The sequence below is a fragment of the Streptomyces sp. NPDC041970 genome (genome assembly GCF_055588985.1).
Genome location: NZ_JBVJCD010000024.1, coordinates 65,794 through 89,476, shown reverse-complemented (window position 1 = coordinate 89,476; position 23,683 = coordinate 65,794). Strand labels below are relative to the sequence as shown.

12 protein-coding genes and 1 tRNA gene are annotated in these 23,683 nt (G+C 71.1%); 4 read left to right on the top strand and 9 right to left on the bottom strand.

From position 1 onward, the window contains the following. Positions 1–191 precede the first annotated feature (191 nt). On the bottom strand, positions 192–2,093 hold the full coding sequence (locus tag ACZ6EJ_RS14595) for a GTPase (RefSeq protein WP_469267289.1): 1,902 nt from the start codon (positions 2,091–2,093) through the stop codon (positions 192–194). Further along, positions 2,090–3,733: a dynamin family protein gene (locus ACZ6EJ_RS14590; RefSeq protein WP_469267288.1), complete on the bottom strand. Its 1,644-nt coding sequence runs from the start codon at positions 3,731–3,733 to the stop codon at positions 2,090–2,092. Before ACZ6EJ_RS14590 ends, ACZ6EJ_RS14595 begins: the two co-directional genes overlap by 4 nt. Before the next feature lie 302 nt (positions 3,734–4,035). Between ACZ6EJ_RS14590 and ACZ6EJ_RS14585 the strand changes: the two genes are divergently transcribed. Then, positions 4,036–4,108, top strand: a tRNA-Arg gene (locus tag ACZ6EJ_RS14585). A gap of 401 nt (positions 4,109–4,509) precedes the next feature. Here the strand turns inward: ACZ6EJ_RS14585 and ACZ6EJ_RS14580 are convergent. From ACZ6EJ_RS14580 to ACZ6EJ_RS14565, 4 genes are all read right to left on the bottom strand, one after another. Beyond that, on the bottom strand, positions 4,510–7,578 hold the full coding sequence (locus ACZ6EJ_RS14580; RefSeq protein WP_469267287.1) for a pPIWI_RE module domain-containing protein: 3,069 nt from the start codon (positions 7,576–7,578) through the stop codon (positions 4,510–4,512). An 82-nt stretch (positions 7,579–7,660) separates the two neighbouring features. Then, a complete protein-coding gene (locus ACZ6EJ_RS14575) occupies positions 7,661–11,419 on the bottom strand; it encodes a pPIWI_RE_Z domain-containing protein (RefSeq protein WP_469267286.1) in 3,759 nt (1,252 codons plus the stop codon). Continuing rightward, on the bottom strand, positions 11,412–12,683 hold the full coding sequence (locus tag ACZ6EJ_RS14570; protein WP_469267285.1) for a pPIWI_RE_Y domain-containing protein: 1,272 nt from the start codon (positions 12,681–12,683) through the stop codon (positions 11,412–11,414). Before ACZ6EJ_RS14570 ends, ACZ6EJ_RS14575 begins: the two co-directional genes overlap by 8 nt. Further along, positions 12,676–14,454, bottom strand: a complete 1,779-nt coding sequence (locus ACZ6EJ_RS14565; protein WP_469267284.1) for a PD-(D/E)XK nuclease family protein — start codon at positions 14,452–14,454, stop codon at positions 12,676–12,678. Before ACZ6EJ_RS14565 ends, ACZ6EJ_RS14570 begins: the two co-directional genes overlap by 8 nt. Before the next feature lie 215 nt (positions 14,455–14,669). Here ACZ6EJ_RS14565 and ACZ6EJ_RS14560 point away from each other — a divergent pair, with 215 nt between their 5' ends. Next, positions 14,670–16,235 (top strand): serine/threonine-protein kinase, encoded by a 1,566-nt coding sequence (locus ACZ6EJ_RS14560; RefSeq protein WP_469267282.1) that lies wholly within the window; start codon positions 14,670–14,672, stop codon positions 16,233–16,235. A 31-nt stretch (positions 16,236–16,266) separates the two neighbouring features. Here the strand turns inward: ACZ6EJ_RS14560 and ACZ6EJ_RS14555 are convergent, their stop codons facing one another. Next, a complete protein-coding gene (locus ACZ6EJ_RS14555) occupies positions 16,267–18,288 on the bottom strand; it encodes an HsdM family class I SAM-dependent methyltransferase (protein WP_469267280.1) in 2,022 nt (673 codons plus the stop codon). Between the two features lie 143 nt (positions 18,289–18,431). After that, positions 18,432–20,612 carry a UvrD-helicase domain-containing protein gene (locus ACZ6EJ_RS14550; protein ID WP_469267279.1) on the bottom strand — a complete coding sequence of 727 codons (2,181 nt, stop codon included), beginning with the start codon at positions 20,610–20,612 and terminating at the stop codon, positions 18,432–18,434. Positions 20,613–20,787: 175 nt separating this feature from the next. Here ACZ6EJ_RS14550 and ACZ6EJ_RS14545 point away from each other — a divergent pair, with 175 nt between their 5' ends. Together ACZ6EJ_RS14545 and ACZ6EJ_RS14540 are read left to right on the top strand one after the other, a co-directional pair. Further along, on the top strand, positions 20,788–22,845 hold the full coding sequence (locus tag ACZ6EJ_RS14545) for a GNAT family N-acetyltransferase (RefSeq protein ID WP_469267277.1): 2,058 nt from the start codon (positions 20,788–20,790) through the stop codon (positions 22,843–22,845). Beyond that, positions 22,842–23,321 (top strand): ASCH domain-containing protein, encoded by a 480-nt coding sequence (locus ACZ6EJ_RS14540; RefSeq protein WP_469267276.1) that lies wholly within the window; start codon positions 22,842–22,844, stop codon positions 23,319–23,321. The genes ACZ6EJ_RS14545 and ACZ6EJ_RS14540 overlap by 4 nt, the downstream gene beginning before the upstream one ends. A 19-nt stretch (positions 23,322–23,340) precedes the next feature. Here ACZ6EJ_RS14540 and ACZ6EJ_RS14535 read toward each other — a convergent pair whose 3' ends face one another. Continuing rightward, a complete protein-coding gene (locus ACZ6EJ_RS14535) occupies positions 23,341–23,595 on the bottom strand; it encodes an ATP-binding protein (RefSeq protein WP_469267274.1) in 255 nt (84 codons plus the stop codon). Between the last annotated feature and the right edge of the window lie 88 nt (positions 23,596–23,683).

Sequence of the window (23,683 nt, the reverse complement as noted above, 5' to 3'; positions counted from 1 at the left end):
GAACCCCACCGATTGTTGTTGTTTTTCCCACCGGTGTAACTGGGTTTTTGTTCTTTCCTTTCCCCCCTTTTCTTTTTCGCGCCACCTCCAAACGGCTCACCGCCGCCGCGCGAGCGGCGGTGAGCCGTCCGGCGGCGGCTTCACCGACTTCATGGTGGACGCCGGAGAGGAAACGCGCCGGGGCCTGTGGACTACCCGCCGGTTGTGGACAACTCCGTCACCGTCGCGTACCGCTCGCGCACTTCGCGGTAGCGCACCAGCTCGGCCGCGACGGGGTCCAGCACCCTGGCCCGGCCGCACCCGGCCGCCGCCTCGCGCAGCCGCCGTTCGGCGTCCTGCCCGTACCGCCGGGCGGGCCCCCTGATCGCCGCCGCGCAGGACCACTCCACGAGCGGGCCGCCCACGACGCCGGCCAGCATGATCAGGGCGGGGGTGACGAGCCCCGGTTCCAGGACGCCGACGATCTGGCCGACCAGCCACAGGCCGCCGAAGACCTGGAGCAGCGTCATCGAGGCCTGGACCAGCACGGCGGCCGGCCACCACGCGGGCCGGGGCGGCCTGGTCGCCCGGCTCGGGGGCGGGGCCCCGGCGGAGCCGTCCGGCCCTGCGGTCCCGCCGCGTCCGGTCGCCGGTGAGGCGCCGCCCCTGACCGCCAGCTCGTCCAGCGCCTCGGACAGCCCCCGCGCCCCGGTGAACGCGGCCTCGCGCACCGCCTGCGCCCAGGGGGCGGGCAGCCCGTCGGCGGCGTCGTCCGCGACGATCCGGACCGCCTGCTCGACCCGTTGCCGGGCGGTCGGCTCCTCCTCGGGCGGGGCCGGCGTGTGGCCCGCCCGGTCCGGGCTCCCCGGCAGGCCCCGCGACTCGTACCACCGCCACAGGCGCAGCCACGGCGTCCCGCAGGCGCGGCCGGCGTTCCTGCGCCACTCCCGCTCGGCGGCCTGCCCGGCGGCGGCGGCCCCGACCGCCTCGGCCAGCCGGTCGGTGAACTCCTCGCGCGCCCGTTCCCCGAGGCCGGGCCGCCCCCGCGCCACGTACACCGGGCGCAGCCGGGCGGCGGCGGCGTCGACGTCGGCGGAGAGCCGGCGCGTGGCGGCCGTGCGCTCCTGGACGAACCGGCCGATCACCTCGCGCAGCTCGGGCACCCCGTCGCCGGTGAGCGCGGACAGGGACATGACGGTCGCGCCGGGTTCGCCGTGCTCGCCGAGGGCGATGCCGTCCTCGTCCAGGAGGCGGCGCAGGTCGTCCAGGACCATGTCGAGGGCGTCGCCGGGAAGCCGGTCGGTCTGGTTGAGGACGACGAAGGTGACCTCCGCGTGCCCGGCCAAGGGGCGCAGGTAGCGCTCGTGCAGGGCGGCGTCGGCGTACTTCTCCGGGTCGACGACCCAGATCACCGCGTCCACCAGGGCCAGCACCCGGTCCACCTGGACGCGGTGCTCGGTGGCCGCGGAGTCGTGGTCGGGCAGGTCGACCAGGACGAGTCCCTGGAGCGCCTCGTCGGTCGCCGGGGGGCCGGGGTGCGGCCTGCGCCGCAGCCGTCCGGGGATGGCGAGGCGGTCCAGCAGCCCCGCGGCCCCGTCGGTCCAACTGCACGCGATGGGCTGGGCGGTGGTGGGGCGGCGCAGCCCGGTGTCGGAGATCTGGGCCCCGGCCAGCGCGTTGAAGAGGGTGGACTTGCCGCTCCCGGTGGCCCCCGCGACGGCGACGACGGTGTGCCGGGAGGAGAGCCGCTGCCGGGCCGCGGCCTCGTCCAGCACGCGCCCGGCCTCCGCGAGGGTGTCCCGGTCGAGGCGGGCGCGGGAGAGCCCGACGAGTTCGCGCAGGGCGTCCAGACGGGCCGGCAGCGGCCCGCCCGAGGGGACGTACGCCTCGACCTGCGGCCCGGCGCCGTCCTCGTCCGGGGCGGCGGACGAGGGCGGTGCGGAGAGGTCGCCGAGGTCGCCGTCCTCCTCGGTCCGGCGGCTGTCGGCGGCCGCGGCGCGCCGGGCGATGAGCCCGTCGTCCCAACTCCCGGCCTCGCGCCCGGCGCACCCGTCCGCGTACGCGCCGGTCCGCGCGCCGTCGTTGCCCTGGTCCTCGTCCGTGACGGCAGTCATCGCTGCCACCTCTCCTTCTGCAGTACGGAAAGCGCGGCGATCAGCTCGGCCTGGGGTTCGGGGGCGACGTCGAGGGCGTCGAGGGGGGCGAGGCGGCGGTCGCGTTCGCCGCCGAGGACCTGGTCGAGATAGGCCGTCAGCAGCTCCCCGCCCTTGTCGCGGAGGCGCAGTGCGCCCTGGGCGCCGATGCGTTCGGCCAGCTGCTCCCCCGCCGTGCGGGCGCGCCGCCCGCCCAGGAGGGCGGCCGCGAGGAGGGCGGCGACGGTCTCGGGGTCGGGGGCGGCTTGGCGGTCGAGCCGGCGCACCTCCTCCTCGGCCAGTTCCTCCAGGACCCGCCGCCAGCGGCGTACGGCGACGGCGATCCGGCCCTCGACGTCCTCGGCGGGCCCCCATCCCCCGGCCTCCCGGTCCGCGTGCTCGAACCGGAAGACGTCGGCGGCCGGTTCGCGGCCCCACTGGGCGCGGATCTGCTCGTCGGCGGCGGCGACGGAGCACTGGAGCAGGGCCACCAGGCTGTCCACGAGCGCGTCGAGCAGTTCGTCGGGCGAGCTGTAGAGCGGGTAGCCGCGCCACCGGGTCCGCGCGTCCCCGGAGAGCACCGCCCCGCTCTGGAGGCGGCGCGTGATCCGGGCCGCCTCCTTGCGGTACGCGTCCTGGACCACTCCGGTCAGGCGTACGGACGCGGCGTACTGGGCGGCGACGGCTCCGGCCAGCTCGGGCATCCGCGCGTTCAGCGACTGGATGACGCCGGACGCGGTGCGCCCCACCGCCTGCTGCCGGGCCGCGGGGTCCTGGGCCCGGTGGGCGAGCCAGGCGCGCAGCGGGGCGACGGCGGTGGTGGGGAGCAGCCCGCTGCCGCCGCCCGCGGACTCGGGCAGTTCGGGGATGGTGAAGCGGGGCACGTCGCCGAGTCCGGCCCGCGTCAGCAGCGCCGCGTACTGCCGGGACACCTCGGCGATCACCTGGTGGGGCACCCGGTCGAGGACGGTGACCAGGGCGGCGTCGTACTCCTTCGCGGTACGCAGCAGGTGCCAGGGGACCGCGTCGGCGTAGCGCGAGGCCGTGGTGACCATGACCCAGACGTCGGCGGCGCAGATCAGTTCGGCGGCGAGGACCCGGTTGCGGACGACGAGCGAGTCGATGTCGGGGGCGTCCAGGAGGGCGAGGCCTCGGGGCAGGCTGACCGCGGTCTCGACCCGCAGCACGGTCTCCCCCTCGTCGCGGCGGGCCGCGAAGGCGTCCAGCCCGTCCGGGTCGGCCGCCTGGCCGGGTGGGAGCCAGACCCGTGTGAGGCGCGGCAGCACCCGAGCCCCGGAGAACCAGTGGTGGTCGTCCGGGTGGCACACGAGCACCGGGGTCCGCGTGGTGGGGCGGAGCACTCCGGCCTCGCTGACCCGGCACCCCACCAGCGAGTTGACGAGCGTGGACTTCCCGGCCCCGGTGGACCCGCCGATCACGACGAGCAGGGGGGCCTCGGGGTCCTTGAGGCGGGGCAGCAGGTAGTCGTCGAGCTGGTCGAGGAGTTCGGCTCTGGTCTGCCGGGCGCGTTCGGCCCCCCGCAGCGGAAGGGGGAGGCGCACGGCGGCGACACGGTCGCGCAGGGCGGAAAGTGCGTCGATGAGCTGAGGCCGTACGTCCATGGTCACCACATGTGAAGAATGCCCAATTTTGAAGTGTTTTTGAAGCGTATAGACCCCTCTGCGCGGCGGTTCCCTCCTGGGGACAGAGCCAGACAGAGGGGACGAGTGGGGCGCAGGCATAACGAGTGCACAACACCCGGCGCGCGAGAGGCCAAAAGCGGTGCAGGAATCGCACTTACCTGCGATTATCGGTTCGCTTCACCGAACCTCCACATCGTGCCACGCAGGTGAAGCAACCGGGTCCAGGCGATCGGAGCCCTATCCTTGACCCGGCATGGCCACGGAACCACTCAGGGCTCCCGGCCCCCGTAGCTCAGTGGATAGAGCAGGCGCCTTCTAAGCGCTTGGCCGCAGGTTCGAGTCCTGCCGGGGGCGCACGCTTATGCAGGTCAGAGACGGTTTTAAGCCCTCCGCAAGATCACTTGTGGAGGGCTCTTTCATTGCCTCGGAGCACATTTTGCCCAGTTTTATACCCTAGTTTTGAGCTGCCCGTCCCACATACGTCCCCCACTTCGGGGGACATTCCACGGTCAGCCTCCAGCCGCGAGAGAGTAATACCTGGTCAGAGCCATTCTGATGGCCCATCGGGCACACACAGAGCGAGCGCCAAAGCGGCGCCTGCCCTGTTCGTGGCTGCTGACTCAAGCTGCTCCGTCTCGGCGCAACCACCCGACGTGGCACCGCCACCGAACCACGCAGATCGCGGAGCCAGCGGCTGTGCATCGGCCGCTGACCCGGAGAACCGCTTCGTCCCAGGGCCCCGCCGGAGACGAGCCTCACCCCTCGTCGTCTCCCCCTTCGGGTTCCGTGGTCAGCCCCGCCGCGTCCATGAGGTCCGGGTCCGAATCGTTGTCCGTCGTGCTCGCCTGCTCCTGCTCCGCAGTTGGCCCCGCCGTCGCTCCTGTTGAAGCCTCATCACTCTGTACGAGCATCGGGAGGACGTATGCCTGGGCCAGTCCGGCCAGGTGAAGCGGGAGCGGCAGGGACAGCGCCGCCGCATAGTCCGGTGCCTGGCGCAGTTGGTGTACGGCGAGGGCCAGAGCCTCGGCCTCGTCCGGCTTTCCCAGGGCAAGGGCGCCCGGGTCGTCGTCCGTGTGACAGCCGAGCACCGCGATCTCGAGCAAGGTCGGGTTCCAGGCGCTGGTGCCCGCCTGCGAGGCGAGGTTGCCCGCGGCGTTGACCCTGGTGGCCAGGCGGTCGAGAGCGGGCGACACGGCGTGGGTACCGGGGCGTTCCGTGGTGCTGTAGAAGACCCGGTCCCCCGATGAGGCCCTGCCCTGCGACGGGATGGCCTGGGCCCAGAAGCCGGCCGGCTGGCCGTGCGGCTTACCGGGCTCCGCCAGGCCCCACCACTGCGCGGCCTCCCGCCCGCCGCACCCTCGGACGCGTACAAGGCGGAGTTCGTCGTCGAGCCGGCCCGCGGGGGCGTGGCCCGTCCGGATCAGATCCCGCGCGATCCGGCCGTCCTGCAGCCATGGCCAATGCAGCCGGCTGTTCTGTGCGTGTGTGATCAGCGCGGTGGGCTGGCCGCGGAGCGAGTGCAGTACGCGCTGGAGGAATGCCGCGGTCTCCTTGCGCTGCTGGGCGAGGTTGGTACGCCACTGCTTGCCGGTCACACGGGGGACACTTGACTGCGGGCCGCCGTTCTGCGGGTCGGGCTCCGCGCATGCCTCGGGATCGATCTCGGCCTGTTTCACCAGGCCAAGGAGGAAGCGCGGATACGGCACCCACTCCCCTGCGGCGTCGTCCCAACCTCGTACGGCGGCCTGACCCGTCGCGTGTGGCAGCGGGGTGGCCAGGACGGCCACGGGCAGATGCTTGGGCAGCCGGGTCGGGCCGTCCTTGCGGCGCTTCACCATCCAAACGGCGGCGTACTGAAGCCCATCGGGCAGGTCGGCGCCGAGGGTGTGCTGCGGCAGTACGCGGACGCCGAGCTGACGCAGCCCATCGAGCCAGGAGCTGTGGGTGCGATGCCCGATGCTGTCCGCATTGTCGATCTGCCGGTCAGTGGACGGAGTCACGACGAACTGGGTCAGTACGCCCGCGTCGGCGCACCCCAGCCGAATGGTGAATTTGGGGTCCGTCGTCGACGGGCGGAAGGTGCTGCGGTGGGCGACCTCCACCAAGGCGAGTTCAGGACAACCGGGGTCCGCACCGTCCGCGCGGAGCCATGAGTCCAGGGCTTTGCGGCGCTCGACAATGGCCGTCGAGATGGCCGCTCCCTTGCCTTTGACGGCCGGGTCAGGCACCAGCCGGTCTCCGAGTCCGTCGGCCAGGGGCAGGCACCGCAGCCGCAGGATGAGTTCCTCCGTCTGCCATTCGAGGACGACTGGTGCCCCAGGCCGGGCTTCGTCGAAGTGCCGGTCCGTGATCGCGGCTGCGGAGGCGCCGCCGTCACCGTCAAGACCCAGGGCGTGCGCGAACTGGGCCACTGCCTCCTTGCGTACCTCTGGTGACTGCCACAGCAATCGGACCTCCACCAGCGGTGGACCACTGTGCTGCTGGGCCAGGCCAGCGATCTGTGCCTGCGCCGCGAGACTCGCCCTGCGCGCCCGAGTCTCGCGCAGCAGCTCGGTCTTCTTGGCCTCGTCGGTCCTCGGTTTGGGCCGCCGGTTCCCGGGGGCGCCGATGCCCTTGCCGCGCCCCCGCTTCAGATCGGATACCCGCACCACGGGCTCCGGAAGGGCCTGTTCGGCCCATTCGGTCAGCTGGGCGCGCTGGTTGGGCATGAAGCCGGTGCCGATCTCGTGGTTTCCCATCCGGGTGCTGTGCACCACTGCGGCGCGGACCCCTCCACCCTCGCCGATCCAGGAGCCCGGTTCGGCGAGGAGTTGTTCGGGGTCGGGGAAATTGCCAGCAAGGCTGAGTCCGCGCAGGATGCCGGCCGTGTCGTTCTCGGACCAGGCGAAGGTGTCCGCTGCCCGGTCCCGGCGCAGTCGGGCGAGCGCGTAGCGCTCGGTGGCCGGCGCTCCGGGAAGCCAAGGGATGGTGGGCCTCAAGTAGACCGTGGTGGCTTCCCGATAGGAGAGGTTGAGGCGTTTGGTGGTGACCCGCGGATGCGTCGCCCATCGTCGTACGCCCCAGTGCAGGTGCAGACGCGGCCTGGCATCGAACGGCGTGGTGTGCAGGGAGATGTTAAGTATGACGGAGAACCACCACTCCTTGCGCTTGACCGTCCGGAGCAGGGGCTGCGACATGAGCTCGGCCCCCTGGTCGCGAGGCCCGCGAGGTACCGCCCGAAAGCGCAGCTCTCCTCCTTCGAAGCGGTAGGGGTCGAGAGACAGGATGCGGCGGGCCAACGCGTCGGTGGCGAGCTGGAACTGCCGGGGGTCGGGGGCGGCGGTCCCGCCGGGAGTGACGGGGCCGGTGAGCAGGTCGACGCCGGTGACCGGCTGCCACTCGGGCAGGTTCCGCTTGAGGTCGGCACTGCTCGCAAGCAGCAGTGAACGGAACGCGGGCTCCTGCCCCGCGCCCTTGGGACCGAGTGTGCGCAGCCATGCGTCCAGAAGCTGCCGCAGGGAGCGCTCCGGGAGGGGGTCGGTCGCCGAAGCGGGGACGTACATCCAGAAGTCCTCGGCGGTCGGGGAGCGCTGCTTCGGCCCCGGCTCGACGGGGACACGTGGACGGGGGCGCACGATCACGTCGGGAGCGAGGGTCTGCAGGACGCCGTCGAGCCGGCGCGTGGGCAGGGTCAGCTGCCTCTTCTCCTCGTCGCGCCCGTGGTTGTGCAGTTCGAGAAGGTCCGCGTGCCAGTGTTCGGGAAAGGCGAGGGCGCGGTAGTCCTCGGTCCAGGGGGCGCTGCTCTCGGCGAGGTGGTACGCGGATCGGCGGATGTGCTGGTACATGTCCGTTCTCCCTGCGATGTCGTACGTGGTCGGTGGAGCGGCGTGTCTTCGACAGCCTTGGCAGCGGCGGCGTCCCGGTGTGTCAGTCGGTGCCGCTCGGCGCGGACGGAGCGCCAAGGCCGCACAGCGCTTCGTACAGCGGCCGGTAGAGCAGCTTGACGAGTTCGATGTCGGCAGGGTCGGGCCCTCCGGCAGTGTTCTCGGTGCCGCTGAAGTACGGGGCGAGAACGTCCCGGAGGCGTACCAGCAGTCCCGGGTCACTGGTACGGGACCGCCTGTTTCTGCCTGCGACGGGTGCCTGTGCCGCGGCCAGCCGCGGCGCGAAGGCCGCGTCGACGAACACGACGCGGGCCGGCACACCACCGCGGACAAGGCGGCCGATGACCTGCCAGATGGTGACGAGCTGGTCCCAGACGAAGGACTCCTTCTCGTCGTCGGAGAGCGAGGAGTAGATGTAGGGACGGGACAGCACGTGCCGCCAGACGCGGCGGGCGACGGTGCGGAAGGTGCCGCCTGCCGAGTCGAGACCGTCGGCTTCCGCCACCAGATCATCGAACGTCGCCCCCTCGCTAGTCAGTTGACCTCGTACGAACCGGCTCGCCCAGTCGTTGATGGCGAACACAGCCAGGGACAGGTCATCGGGACGGGGGTGGGGACGGACCAGGAAGAACACCGTTCCGAACGCCGCCACCCTTTCCTCACCGGGACGCTGCGGGGTGGTGAGGATGTTGTGCCCGCGCTCGACGGCGAGCAGAGGAGCGACGAGCAGTTCGGCGTCCGGGTCCTCAGCGAAAGAGGCAAGGTCACCGCGCCGCACCGCTCCGGTGCTCCGTGTCAGGCTCCCGCCCGGCGCGGTGCCGTCGACCGCGGCTTCGAGCTCCGCGTCGTCGGCGGCCAGGACGCGTACCCGGCCGCGCCAGCGCGGGATCTCGTCCAGGGCCGTGGCAGCCACCCCGGCCTCTGCGTAGCTGCCCACCAGAAGCAGGGCGCGCCTGCGGCGCTGGTCGGGGATCTGTGCAAGTTCGCTCTGCAGCGGAGAGGTGGTTCCGTCCCTGCGGGGACGGGCCAGACGGTCGATCATCAGGCGAAGGACGTCCTCGCGTTTGTCAGGGTCCTGCCCGGAGAGGCGGATCGGCTGCCCGGCCGCGTCGTAGAGGAACTCGGTGCGGAACACGGTGTTCCGGATGGACCGCAGCGCCTTGCTCTGCGGTTTCAGGACCGCTCGGACGGGAGCGAGGACATGGGCGCGGGTGGACGTGCCGGCCCAACTGGTGCCGGACATCAGCAGAACGTGCGGGCCGGCCTCTCCCCGGGCGGGATCGGCGCCGAGCTGGGGGAGGCCGAGGAGCAGTTCGCGGCCCACCCCCGCGCAGCGGAAGAAGCGCAGGGTTCCGGTGCGACGACCGTCCTTGTCACGGGCGGCCGCCCGTTCGTCGATGAGGTACTGGAAGCCGAGGACGTTGCCCATGGGCGCCTCGGGCAGGAGCGGCGCGTAGTCGAGCGGCGGCCGACGGGTCAGTTCATGGCTCGCCGCGTCGAGCCGCAGCGCCGCCTCCACCTGCGGCCACAGGAAGGTCACCCGGTCCAGGCGCTGGTGCAGCGCGGCGAGCACAAGGGTGAACTCCAATCTCCGTGCGTTCAGTTCGCGCCACTCCTCGGTGAGCGGCACCTCCTCGCGCGCCGGTTCCCTGTTCTGACGGACGGTGGACGGCGGCCGCTGCTGGGGCCCCGGCGCTCCGACGAGGAAGGAATCGAGGAGCGCGCGGACCCGAGCGCGCGTCCGCTTCTCGTCGAGGGTGTGCAGAACGTCGTGGGCGAGGGCGGTGAGCTCGTCGGCGAGCGTCAGGTAGGGGCCCCGCCCGCCCAGCGGATCGTCCCGGAACATGTCGAAAAATCCGGTGATCTCACTGCGGCGGTGCGCCCAGGGCGCCTCCGACTCAGGGAGATCCGCCTCTCCCGGGCCGTCCGCGCCGTCCCTCTCGCCGTCCTCCTCGTCCTCGTACAGCGCAGTCTCGTCCTCGACGTCCCCCGCCTCCGTGACGTCCGGACGTCGGACGGACCGGCCGGACGTCAGCGGATACCAGGCGTTCAGCAGTTTTTCCTGAAGAGTCCATGCGCTGAAGTAGTCGATCTGTGCCCAGTTCCGCAGCCCCTCGTCGTCGATGAGCATGGCGTACAGCCGGTCCGCCGCGGTGCCGACGATGTCCAGGGCGGCGGACCACCGCTCCACGTCCTGGTCGGAGAGCGGCAGTCGTCCCCGCCGGGCGAGTTCGGCGATCTCATGGGTCTGCAACTGGTCGAGCCAGGAATCGGAGACACCGGTGGTGACGAGTGTGGCCGACGGCGCGAACATCTGGTCCAGCTGCATCTGTACGCGGTCGGCCTCGTCGACGATCACGATGTCGCTGCGCAGACAGGCCAGTTCCAGGTAGCGCAGGCGTTCGGCGTTGAGCTGGCGCGGAACGGCTGTCTGGACGAGGCTGGCGGGGTTCGCCACCCAGATGAGCGCGTCGACGAGGTCGCGCGCGGCGGAGTGCCGGGGGCAGGCGCTCCACAGCGGGCAAGCGTGCGGGGTGCCCCATTCCTCCTCTTCCCCGGCGCCGTCCTCAGGAGTCTGCCTGTCGGCAGCGCCGCGGGCGCGTTCGAGTGCGCGCAGGGCGTTCTCGGCCGCCGCCTCGTCCCCACCCTCGTCGGCTGCGGCCCTCCGCACGGGGTGCAGGCCGCCGCACGGTGCGTCGTTATAACGCAGCGGCTCTGATGTGTCGAGTGCGCGCAGCGCGTCCAGTGGGCAGGCAGTGCTGAGGTGTCTGAAGGTCGCGTCAGTATGGGCGAGTAGTGAGTGCGCTCCGCGCGCGGCGAGCCTGCGGTGCAGCCGCTGGGTGTGCTGGGGTCGCGTGGTACCGCCCTGGATCAAAGCGGCGCTCAGACCGAGTCCGCGGAAGAGTTCGGTCAGGGTGAGCTGTTCGGCCACATCACCGACGACGAGTGTGGTGCGCAGGCCATCGTGGTGCGCCCAGACGGCGAGCAGCGTCATCAGGGTTGATTTACCCGCGCCGACCATGCCGACGAGGTGGGTAAGCCGGTCCAGTGGCAGCGCGGAGGCCGACGCGAAGGCGGTTCCGTCGGGGGTACGGGTGTCGAGATCGAGGTCGTCGAGGCGCTGGGCCCAGTTACCTGCCTTGCGGCCGCGCCGCCGTTCCTCCTCGTCCATCCACTTCGCCACGTCGGCGAGTTCGTCGAGCGGTACCTCCAGAGGTCCCGCGGTGGCCGGACGTCCGGCGGTGAGGGGGTGGCCCGGGAGGGGGTCCCGTACGAGGTCGGCCGGGATAGTCACGGAGGTCCGCCGGCGGCGGTCCATGAAGCGATGCTCGCCCGCCTCCGCCTGATCCATCGGTTTGACGGCGAAGCCCGGCAGGCTCGCCAGCGCCTCGTCGTACACGGCGAAGCGGTCGGCGGCGACCATGGGAGCAACCCGGTATGCCGCCTCCCCGTCTGCCGGGACGCGGTAGGCCCGCAGCCGTTCCGGCAGTTCCAGGTACGTGTTCAGGGACTGCCGCCACATCCGGCCGCGGCGCATCGGCCACAGCAAGTGCCGGGCGGCGGCCAGTGCTGCCTGCTCTGCGGCGCCCACGGGCAGCTTCGCGGCGCGTGCGAAGGCGGGGCCGTAGCCGCCCAGGAGCGTCCACGCCCCCTCGGCGGCGTGGCCGGGCGCCACGGTCTCCATCAGCCGCAGGGCGAGCTCGACCTGGCAGAGCAGTGCGGGACGGGTCCTGGCGTGTTCCTCGGGCCAGGGCCCGAGCGCGGCCACGACCGGCTGGTACCAACTGCTGCGGTCACGCATCGTCCACTCCGTCCTCTTGCCCGGCGCCCTCGGCCGGGGCCTTGTTGTCCATGAGGCGATGTCCGGCGGTCCCTCGGCCGTTTCGCGGCGGTTCGTCCGCACCGCCGCGAAACGGACCGACGAAGGCATCCGGCCCTCGGTCACCGGCCAGTCGCAACCGGGCTGCCCGCACAAGTTGGCCATCCGTCAGGAGCCTGAGTCCGTCCGCCTGAGCGCCCCGCTCCTTGGCGTAGCTGTCGAGATAGTCGCGGCGTGCGCGGACCCTGAACTCCGGTACGACCCAGCACGCCTCGTCGTAGGGCGGTTCGGCCCGCACCACGGTCGCACTGCGGCCGAGGAAGGCGGGATGCGCCCAGTCCTTGACGTCCACGGCCCACACGTGACCGTCGGGGAAGATGACCCGTACGTCGTACGAGTCGAAGTTGGGCCACATCTCGACGGTGAGCCCCAGCGCCCGCAGCTCACCCTCCAGGGAGGTCTCCGCCTGTCCGGGCCCGGTGACGAACAACCGCAAGGCTTTGCGCAGTTGGCGCAGCTCTCCGGTCTCTGCCGCGACGAGCGCCCGGCCGTGCGGTGCGGGGCCCTGGTGGCGGCACTGATCCCGCTCGCACCACCACTCGGTGTCGGACACCGGGTGCAACAGAGTCAGGCAGCGGTGACAGCACAGATACGAACCATCGCGCCGGAACCCGGCAGGGACGGGAGCGTAGATCTCCTCGACGAGGAACCGGACCGGGTCGAGGAAAAGGTCGCAGCTGATCTCGGCCCAGTCGTCCTCCGTGAGCACGGGCCGGGTGACCAGGAGGCGGCGGAAGGCCGTGTACGACTCGGGCGCCGACATCGCACGGCAGACCCGCAGGGCCTCGTGAATGACCATGCGGTCGTACTGTCGCCCGGTGCTGTCGCCATGTCCGCGCACAGAAAGTTCGTGGCAGAGCTGGGAGGGTTCTCCCGAGCCCTCGTCGATCAGCCGGTCCGCGGCGTCGAACAGGTCGGCGGGCAGCTGGTCGAGAGGCCAACTGCTGAGCGGCCGGGCGCGGGCCCAGCGGACCATCTCGGGCACGCCGGCCGGGGGCGTGGCTCCGTTGCGCAGACACTGGAGGGTCAGGGCGTCCAGAGCCCGCTGCGCGCCGGCCGGATAGGGCAGGGCGAAGGCGTCCAGGTCGTCGACAGCCGCCAGGTGAAGGACGGCCGTGGCCACGTCCCTCAGCAGAACGACGTCCCGGTTGAACAGCCAGTCTGGGGCAGCCTGTTGCTCAGTCACCGGACGACACACCCCCTCGCGGTGTCAGTTTGGCGCTCGGACCGGACCTGTCGGCGGACGAGGACGCACCGGGGCCGTGCGGCAGCGGATGATCGGCGGCGTAGGCGCTGCCGGGACGGCACCAGGTGCGCGCCAGGCAGCCGTGGCAGTGGCGCCCGATCTTCGGTTCGTACGTGGTGTCCTCAAGGAGCGGCTGGGCAAGACCGGCGATCACGTGTCGGGCTTCGTCGACGATCTCGGTGCGCCCGGGATCGACACGTTCGAGCCTGCTCTCCCCGCGGCCCTCGCGCAGGTGCTCCAGCTCGACCCAGGAGCGGCGCGGGTCGTCACCCAGCGCCCCCGCGTGGAACAGCAGTACGCCGAGCGCCAGTTGCGGATACGTACGCAGTAGCGAATCCCGCTCCCACAGCGGGCGGGAGGATGTCTTCGTCTCGCGCCAGATCCACCGGCCACGGTGGGTGTACACCAGATCGGGTACGGCAAGGACGACAACATCGAGTTCGGGAACGTAGGCGGTCACCCGCTGCTGCACGAGGACGCGCTCGTCGGCGCCGAGTCCATCGAGCGGGCACAGCAACCGGTGCCCGGCCAGCATTCCTGCGGCCTCGCGCGCGGACGCCTCGTCCAGACCGGTTTCGGACCGCAGCGCGTCCGGATCGGGGGCCACACGCTCCCGGCAGCCACGCCCCGGCCGTTCACCGTGGAGCGCGTCCAGCCAGGAGTCGACGACCCTGCCACGCCGGGCCCCGTCGCTCTCGCCTGACAAGTCGTTGAGATGCAGACGCCGCACGAGGTGATACTGCGCAGGACACTCCGCATACAGGCGCAGATCCCAGGCGGAGACAGAACGGCGCTTGCGTGCGACAGGCGCGAGTCGCCCTCCCCACAGGCTCGGGGTGCGCTTCAGATCCGTACAGCCGGCGATGGCCTTGCACTCGACGCAACTCTCACCGGGCCTGGTGCCTGTCGCGGTCGCGGCGGAGAGGAGCGCCGGCACGGCGTCACCCGCGAACCGGTTCCTCGCCTCGACGGGTCCCTCACCGAACGACGGTGCCGCGCCGAGCAGCGGTTCCACCGAACCATCAGCGCACCCGACGTCGAAGACACGCACCAAAGCGGGCAATCGGCTTGCGTCGGTCGCCCCGGCCGGGGGCTCGTCCCGTGCCCTGCGCCGGGGCGTGGGCGCTCCATGAGCCATCACCTGTGCCACGACACCGAGTTCGGCACCGGGGCGGCCGGTCTTGGCCCGGCCCAGGGACGGCAGCCAGAGGTCGCGCACCGTCCCGTCGGCAGAAGCGTACATGCGGCCCCACAGGGTGTGCTCGTACTGCCGGGCACCGCGCGCATCGGGTGCGTGCAGTCGGCGGGTGCGCCACGTCCACGGCTGCTTGACCGCCAGGGTGGGCGGTAGCCCTGCTTCCGCGGCGGCGGCCTGCTCCCTGGCGCGGGCCGCGACGTACCGCTCCAGGGCGTGCGCGGCCCATGCGAGATGTACGGGGTGGACCGGGGCACCCCTGCCTCGGAACGGTCCGCGGGTGTTTCGCAGCTCCTCGCGCACCTGCTCGACTGACCGGCCGTCATGCTCCACACGATCGAGCGCCGTAAAGAGCGGGCCGAATCCGAACTCCTCGTACGGCGTGGACAGGAACGGCACGGTCGGTTCGGCGACGAGCTGGGGCCGCATCGCGATGCGGCGGTGCGTGGGGCAGGCCGCGGCGTCGGGCCGAGCCATCCGGGGGCTCGCCTTGATCAGCCAGTCCTCTCCGGCCACACCCGATGGGTTTTGCATGGTGACCCCCGTTGCAAGGCGGAAAGGGCAAAGTGGACGTCCAGGGCCAAGGGGCCTGGCAGGCTATGAACGGGGCCCCGGACGCGATCCAGCATGTCATACATCTGTGAACTGAGTCCATGAAGATCTGAAAGAGCAGTCACTTCACGCTAGTCTGTTGTGCCGGATGGTGCGGAAGGACGAAGGGGCGGCGCGGCGTGGACGTGGATTCGTACGCGGAGATGTACAGGCCCGGCACGGGTGACCTGATCGACGGGCGCTACGAGTTGACGGAGTCGCTCGGCAAGGGCGGGATGGCCCACGTCTGGCAGGCCCGCGAGGTCTCCACGGACAGCGAGGCTTCCGAAGGTCGCGCGACGTCAGCGGGTCGCGAGGTCGCGGTGAAGTTCCTGCGCCACGACTCTGAGGCCCTGTACGCCCTGGACCCCGAGGAAAGGGAAGCCGAACTCGCTGTCAGAAACGCTCGGTTCCGGCGCGAGGCCACGCTTCTGGGCACGCTCGACCACCCAGGCATCACGGAGCTGTACGGCAGCGGAACGCACCGGGGCGTGCCGTACATCGCCATGCGACTGGTGACCGGGGTGAGCCTGCGAACCTTCCTCGACGAGCACACACCACTGCCGCTGGCAACGGCGATCGCGGTCGCCGTGCAGATGGCGGGAGCGCTGGCCTGCGCGCACACGCTGCCCGTCGTGCACCGGGACCTCAAGCCGGCCAACATCATGATCGGCGACGAGGGGGCAGTCGTCCTGATCGACTTCGGCATCGCCAAGCCGCTGCGGTCCGACGCCACCCGGTACACGGCGCACGGCTCCACCCTCGGCACCCGCGGTTATCTCGCGCCCGAGCAGCTGCTGGAGCGCGAGCCCACCGCGCGGACGGACGTGTACTGCTTCGGCTGCGTCTTCTACGAACTGCTCACCGGGCGCCCGCCGTTCCCGCTAGGCGCGGACTCCGGGCTGACCGAAAGGCATCTCTACGAGGAGCCGCTGCCGCCAAGTGTGTACGCTGCGGGCATCCCCGAGGCGATCGACAATCTCGTACTGCGCTTGCTCGCCAAGCAGCCCGGACAGCGACCGCCTGTGGACGACGTCCTGGCGGTCCTCGAACCGCTCGGTCCGCAGCCCGGTGACCCCGGGCCCCGTCCGCGCACCCACCCCGACGCCACGGCGCCGCTTCGCCGGCCTGCGGACCGGGCCGTACCCGCACGCCGCGCTCCCGCCGCGTCCCCTGTCCCGTCCTTGGCGGAGGGCGAGGCGGAGTGGCTCGACGCCCGCGCGGTGGAACTGCTCTGCGGGCGGGCCGAGTCGGAGATCGCCACCGGTGAACCCGGTGACGCGATCGGTCGTCTGAGCGCGCTGACGGAACGGGTGCGCGGGGAGTGGGGAGCGCGCCGCCCACTGGTGCACCGCGTGTGGCGGGGAGCGGCGGACGGGCTCCGTCTGGCCGGGGACTTCGGCTCCGCGGCTCGTCTCTACGAGGGGATCGACGACGCTCTCCTGCACGGTGATGGTCCGGCCGAACGGGCGGAGCGCGCGGTGATCCGGCTGCGGCTGGCCGAATGCCGACTCGCCTTCGGTGAACTGGAGGCCGCCGTCGCCACGGTCGGCGCCGCAGGCCGCACGGCTGCGGGCCTGCCTCTCGAGCACGCCGTACAGGTCGAGTCCGTACGGCGTGAGGTCGACGCCCAGCTCTCGGCCCGGCTCGCGGACGCGGACCGTCATGACGCCTCGCAGGTCCGGACGGACGGCGAGGCGCCGTGACACGCTCCGCCTCCTCACACCGTCGAACGCGCTACGACCCGCCCGCGAGCCGCCCGGCCGCCAGTTCGTCACCGAGATCGTGGACGAGGTCCGCACCGAGCTCGGCGGTGCGTCGCGCCAGCTGTTCGAAGGCGGCGAGCTCACGGAACGCCTCGCCGTAGCGCTGCTGTTCGCGCAGCGGCACCTGGCGGACCTGGAGGCGGCGGACATCGATGCGGGAAGAGCTCGTCGCATGGGTCCCGGCCTGGCGGACGTTGGCCGGGGCGCGCAGCGAACCGGCGAGGAACCAGGCGTCCAGCTGCTCGGGCTGCACCCGCACAGCGTGCAGTTGAGCGCCCAGCGCGGTGGGTGCTCCTTCGTGGACCCAGGCGGAGAAGGCCCGCGCCACTCCCACCACGACGATGTCTCCGGGTTCGGCGATCACGGCTTCACGCAGTGCCGGGTCGTCGCCGGCGAGGTGTCCCCTGGGTGCGCCTCCCGACAGGAGGTCGGGAACCGTCAGGAGCGGAATGTCCTCGGCGGACGGCGTCCCGGTGCGGACCGCCGTCTCTGCTGGCTGCTGGCCGCCGCGCAGGGTGAGGGCCCCCGCCCGCGCCAGTTCGGCGACGGTGGTGGCCGTGGGTCTGTCCTGCGCGGCAGAGGCGAGTTCGAGCGCCGCGAGCAGCCGCGCGGACTTGGTCACCTTGGCGGTGAGGTCCTCGAACTCCCGCCAAGAAGCCGCCAGTCGGGGCGCACTGTCCGTCGGGGACGGGGTGATGTGGCGTCCCGGAGTGAGGTCGACCTCGTCGTCGAGCAGCTCGATGACGGGTACGCGCCGCACATAGGCAGACCCCTCCGCCGGGTCCGTCCCCCCCACGGCCTCGCGCAGGAAGTCACCGATCGCTGCCCAGTCGGGGGCCCATTCACGGCCCGGGGCCCGGGGGAAGCGGGACACTCCGTCGGCCACCATCAGGTGACCGCCCACAGGTGGCTCCTCACCTGCCACGGGCGCCCGTAGCACCCACAGGTGCAGGGCGACGCTGTGCGGCGCGGCGCACCCCGGCGGCAGCGCAACGACGGCCTTCAGCTGGCCGGTGCGCAGCAGGGACCCACGGATGCGCCGGCCGGCCTTGCGCGCCGCCACAGCGGGGGGCAGCAGCAGCACGGCCGCGCCTCCCGCCCGCAGTCCCGCCAGACAGTGCTGGACCCAGGCGAGTTCGGGCTCAGTACGCGGCGGCAACCCGTGGCTCCAGCGGGCGTCCGTGGCCAGCTCCTCGTACCCCCAGTCCCGTTCGTTGAACGGCGGGTTGCACAGCACGATGTCGGCGGGCGCGTCGGCGAACGGGTCGTCTCGCAGCGAGTCCCCGCCGCGTACGTCGATACGTGCGGGCTCCCTCTGCGGCACCTCCCCGGCGAGGGTCAGGCGGGCTTCGGCGAGTGCTGCGAGTACGGGGTCACGGTCGCCACCGAGCAGAGTGAGCGCTCCTCCGACCGCCCTCGTGGCCGTCTTGGTCACGGCCATCAGGAGGTGGCCGGTGCCGCAGGCGGGGTCCATCGCCGTCAGGCGGCCGTCGACGGCCGCCACGTGGGTGGCGATGTCCGCCATGAGCGCGGCAAGCGGCTCAGGGGTCGTGGCGATCTGGCGTACGTGGACGTCGAGCCAGCGGCGCAGCAGGAAGGCGAAGGTCTCCGGGCCTCCTTCACGCCGCCCGAGGTCCACGGCCCGTTCGATCAGGGCCGCCGTCTCTTTCGGGCACGCGGACTGCCCTGCCCCGTCTCGCCCGGCGAGCCGTCTGCCCACCTCGGCGATCGCCGCCCCCGTCTCGTCCCGTCCGCCGAGCGCTTCGAAGCGGGGCCAGAGCCATTCGCGCTCGGCGGACTTCTTGAGCTTCTTGTTCTCGCGCAGCCAGTTCTCGATGTCGGTAAGGGAGAACTGGGGATTGACGTCCGTGCCAGCGATCCGGACGGGGAACGACGGATGACGCCGCCGCCAGTTGCTGACGGCGGCCCGCCCGACGCCCGCGAGACGAGCGATTTCCGCTAGGGACACGGGTACGGCACGCGGCGTGGACATCTGAACTCCCTGGATGTTTCTCAATGAATGCGGATGCTCCCCCGCCTAAAGGCGCGTGATCAAGCCACTTTTTCCCTCCCGCGCGTCCCGCAGACTACTACGCTCACTGCAAGCATTGACAGAGTTCACAGGGCAACAGAACGTCACTCTTCCTGCCGCCTCACGCCGTCGAGGAAGTTACTCGGCCGCCCGCTGTACGACATGTACAGCGCCTCTCTCGCCCGGGTGCTCGCGACGAACAGCAGGCACCGTTCGGCCGCGAGATCGGTCGCGTTCTGCAACAGGTCGACGTCGGCGGGTGTCACCGCCGCCGCGAACGGGAACGCCGACGCGGTCACCCCTGCCACGGCCACGCAGCGGAACTCAAGACCCTTCAGGCTGTGCAGGCTCGACACCCGCACCCCGGCCGCATCGTCGGACTGCCCGTCCTTGACCCGCACCACGGGCAGCCCGGCCCGGGCGAGGCGGTCGCTGATCATCGCGGCTTGTGTGTTGAACCGGGCGCAGACCGCGATCTCGGACGGCGCGACGCCGGTCGCCACCCACGCGCTCACCGTGAGCACGACGGCGTCTGCCTCGGCCGCTTCCGTGCCGTGTCCCTCGCACACAGGCCGCTCCCCGTGCAGCAGGGACCGGTACCCGGAGAGCGAGTCCGGGGCGTCACCGGTCAGGTCCGCCACCGGCTCGCCGTCGAGCAGCGAACGCGACCAGCGCAGGATCTCCTCCGTGGAGCGGTAGTTGAGACGCAGTCGCGCGCCCCGTCCCGCGACGGAGATGCCCAGGGAGCGCAGCGAGACCCGGGAGTCGTAGATCCGCTGGTGCGGGTCGCCGGTGAGGAACAGGTCGTCGGGCCCTTCGGGAACCAGTGCCCGCAGCAGCCGCCATTGGGCGGGATGCAGGTCCTGCGCCTCGTCCACCACCACATGGTCGAAACGGAGGGCGTCGCCCGGCTTGTCCTCCAGCAGCCGGGCGGCTCTGGCGCACAGCTGCAGCCAGGTGCAGGCGCGGTCACGGGTGAGTTCCTCCTCGAATCGGGCCATCGCCTGCCACAGCCGCGGACGCTGCCCGGCCGCCAGCTTGCTGCCGCGCCCGCGCCGCAGGCACTTCTCGTACTCCTCGCGGGTGCACAGGTCCTGGGCGAGCAGCACGTGCCGGTACTCCTGGGCCAGGAAGGCGTCGGTCCACGGCAGTTCGAGTCGGCGTGCCAGACGCTTCCAGCGCTGCCGCTCGTCCTTGTCGCCGAGGACATCCCCCGGGTTCCCGTGCAGCTCGCGCACGATGCGGTGGGCGATGGAGTCGACCGTGGTGACGGTGACCCTGTCGAGGAGCGCCTGGTCGTGGTCGAGGAGCAGGGCGAGCCCGGAGCGCAGCGAGCGGGCGAGCGCGCCGGTGTACGTGGTGAGCAAGACGCGGGTGGCGGGTGAGCGCCCGAGCATGTGCTTGACGCGGTGCAGGGCGACCACGGTCTTGCCGGTACCGGGGCCGCCGGTCATCTGGGCGGGGCCCGTGTACGCGGGACGATAGGCGACCCTCCGCTGAGTGGGATGCAGGAAGATCCGCCATGCGTCGAAGGGCTTGGCGAGGATGTCGGTGAGCTTTTCGGGCCCGGTGACCAGGGCGATCCGACTGCGCGTACGGCTGACGGCGGCGGCCAGCTTGCCCTGCTTGCCCTGCTTGCCCTGCTTGCCCTCGACCTCCTCGACGGCGGCCGCCTGCCGCGCCGCGACGAGGTCACGGTAGATGTCCTCGGGCCCGAACTCTTCCGCGAGCAGCCACAGCGCCTCGAACTGGTCCTCCGGCATCAGCGACCCGAATGCCTCCAACTGCGCCTTGCCGGTGATGACGCGGGCGGCGCGCAGCGTGACGTCGTCGACGCCAAGGTGGCGCAGCACGGTGTCCGACCACCGGGCGAACAGGAGCTCCGACGCAGCCTCGGCCTCTTGGGCGAAGAGCGGGGTGATCTGCTCCATGGCGGTCAGATCACGCACTTCAAGACAGCGTGTGACCGCGTTGACCGAGTACAGCCGCCGCTTGGCCCAGGAGTACGCCTTGTCGTGCGAGACGACATGGACGAAGACGAACACGTCACTGCCGTCGTCGGGCGCGAGCAGCACGATGCGCTGCCCGCCGTCGACCCGAATGGTGCGCATACGCGGATCACGGGAGCCGACCACGGACTCCAGGTGCAAGCCCTTGTCCGCGTGCAACTGGTGCACCGTCAGCTGCTGAAACTTCCCCATCGCCTTGTGGACCCGGGCGCGAGACGGCTTGTCGAGCCGGTCCACTCCTTCCCAGAAGGTGTTGGTGATCGCGATCTGCGGCATACGCGCCTCGCCTTCCTCCGCCAAGCCCCGCTTCAACATCAAGCATTGACTGAGTTTACAATGCCGCATGTTGGATGCGGCCTCATTTGATCAATCCATGGTCTGTAGCTGGCTTCGCTTGGCAAGATTCACTCGGGACGTTGTCCGGCCGGACAAGTGGCCACGGAGGGGGAACATGGCGATCGAAGTGCTGCCGGTGTCCGGGGAGGGGTCGGAGCTGATGGCCCCGGTCATCGCCCTAGGCGACAGGTACACGAGGTATCTGGGCCTGCTCACGCCGCCCGCGTACCACAAGCACGCAGAGGACGGCGGCCTGCTCGCGGCCGTGGAAGACGGGGAAGTCGTCGGCTACGCGCTCTTCGGGCTCCCGAAACGGAATCTCCACGTGCGCCTTGCCCACTTGTGTGTGGCCCAGGAGCACCGGAAGAAGGGAATCGCACGCCGCCTGATCGAGGCCATTCGGGAGCGACACGCGCACCGGCTCGGAATCCGGGCCAAGTGCCGTCGCGACTACGGCCTCAGCGGCATGTGGGCGGGCCTCGGCTTCGTCCCCAAGGGCGAGAGCGTGGGCCGGGGCAAGGACAGGGAGATCCTGGACACCTGGTGGCTCGACCTCGGCCATGAGGATCTGTTCACCGAGGCTCGGAGCGAGGCTCTGCTCGTGGTGACCGTCGACCACAGCGTCTTCGCCGGGCTCCGCGGCACGGGGTCGGAACAAGCGGTCAAGGAGTCGCGGGCCCTCGAAGCGGGGTGGCTCGCCGACCTGATCGAACTCGCTTACACACCGCAGCTGCTGCACGCCGTACGCGACGTGGAGAAGGCCGAAGAGCGGCAGCATCAGCGCACCGGCTTGGCCGGACTGCGGTCGCTGTCCCCCGACACCGCCGCAGTCTCGGTCCGCCTGACGGAGTTGGTCGCGGCCATACGGAAAGAGTCGCCCGACGCACCACTCACCTCCGGGCAGCGCGCTCGCCTGCAGTATGTGGCCGAGACGTCCTGCGCCGGCCTTCAGGTACTGGCGACCCGCGATCCCGAACTCGCCGCCCTGGCTGATGTCGCCTGGGGCGTAGCGCGCGTCAAGGTCGTCTCCCCCGCAGTGGTCACCCTGCATGTCGATGAACTGCACCAGGCCCAGGTGTACCGGCCGGCCGATCTCATGGGTACCGCCTTCTCCGCCGAGGCGGTCACACCCGGCACCGAAGGCGAGCTGGTCGCCTTCTTCGACCAAGCCGACGGCGACAGGGGTTCCGCCTTCGCGGAGCGATTGAGATCCCTCGCCAGGGACGGTGTGCTGTGGCACAGGGAACTGCTGCGGGACGGAGCGGGACACCCCGTGGCTCTGAACGTCTGGGCGATGGACGGCCGCACACTCAACGTCGCCTTCCTGCGTACGGCCTCGCACCCCCTGGAGGAGACACTCGCGAGGCAATTGCTCTTCATGCTGAAGAAGCTCGCCCGGGAGAGAGGCGCACAGGCGGTCCGCATCGCGGATCCGTACATGTCCGCGGCCGCCAAGGCGGCGGCCGGCAGCGACGGCTTCATCGCCGACGAGAGCGGCTTCACCGCGGTCCTCGTCGATGTGTGCGGCCCCGCCGCCGCCGTCTCTGCGGTGGCCGCCGAGATCGGAAACCGCCTGGGGCGCGTGATGCCGGCCCTGGATCCTCGGGTGCCGCCGGAAATCGCGAGCGTGGCCGAGCGGGTGTGGTGGCCGGTGAAGCTCATCGATTCGGCACTGCCGTCCTTCATCGCCCCCATCAGACCGCGTTGGTCGACGGAGCTGTTCGACGTTCCGGCCATGCTCGTCCCCCGGGCTGACGTGCTCGGCATCAGCCGCGAGCACGTCTACTACCGGTCACCAGGGGGCCGAGGGGAGTCAGTCCCCGCCCGGATCCTCTGGTACGTCAGCGGGAGCGGCTCCAGGCAGCAGGGGAAGATGGTGATCGGCTGCTCGCGCCTGGACGAGGTGATCATCGACGAGCCCGACACCCTCTTCTCAAAATTCGAACACCTGGGCGTATATGGTCGTGCCGACGTGCGCGCGACAGCCGACGGCTCGGGAAAGGCCATGGCCCTGAGGTTCTCCGACACGGAGCTCTTCCCCGCACATGTGACGCATATCCGGTTGACCACATTGGCCGGGAAGCTGCGGCTACCGTTGCCGCTGACGTCACTGTCGAAGATCAGCAACGCGCTGTTCCAGGCTGTTTATGAAGAGGGGCACCGAACACCGTGAACGATCCGGAGCGCACGATGCTGCTGTCCGTCCACCCCCGGTTCGCCACGGCGATCCTGGCCGGGACAAAGACGGTGGAGGTCCGCCGCCAGCGCGTCGCCGCCCCGCCCGGAACTCCCGTCCTGCTCTACGCGACCGCCCCCACCATGGCCATCGTGGGCCTCGCGCGCATCGCCTCGGTCCGGGTGGCCTCTCCCCGCGAGGTCTGGACCGCCAGTCGGACGAAGGCCGGAATCAGTCGACGCGAGTATGACGAGTACATGAGCGGGGCGATCCAGGCGAGTGGGCTCTCGCTGGAAGCACCCGTGGCCTTCGATGCTCCGGTGCCACTGGCGTCCCTGCGAGCTGCCGGGCCGTTCCATCCACCGCAGAGCTACCGGTACTTGACGAGAGACAGCCTGCGGAAGGTACTGGTGGCCGCACCGGACGGTGGCGCGGCCCTGCGCGACTCGCTGAGCGAGCTCGCCCGTGCCTGAACGGTCCGCGACCACCGGCTCACCGGCGGCACACGGCCCACACCGTCTTGCCGCCGGGGTGGTGCGGGCGTACGCCCCAGTCGTCGGCGAGGAGCAGGCCGCGCCCCGACTCGCTCTCGTTGCTGCCGTGTTGTGGCTTCGGGCAGCTGTCGCCGCGGGCGTCGGTGACCTCGGCCCGCCGTCCGCCTGCGTCCAGGCGGACGGCGAGGCGGGTTTGCTGGCCGCGTACCCGACCGTGCAGGGCCGCGTTCGCTGTCGGTTCGGCGATGAACACGGTGGCCGTGGTGATCAGGTCGCCTTCTCGGGAGTCCCGCCCGGCGACAGGTGCGTCGCCAGCAGGTCCTCGGCGGCGTGGCGTACGG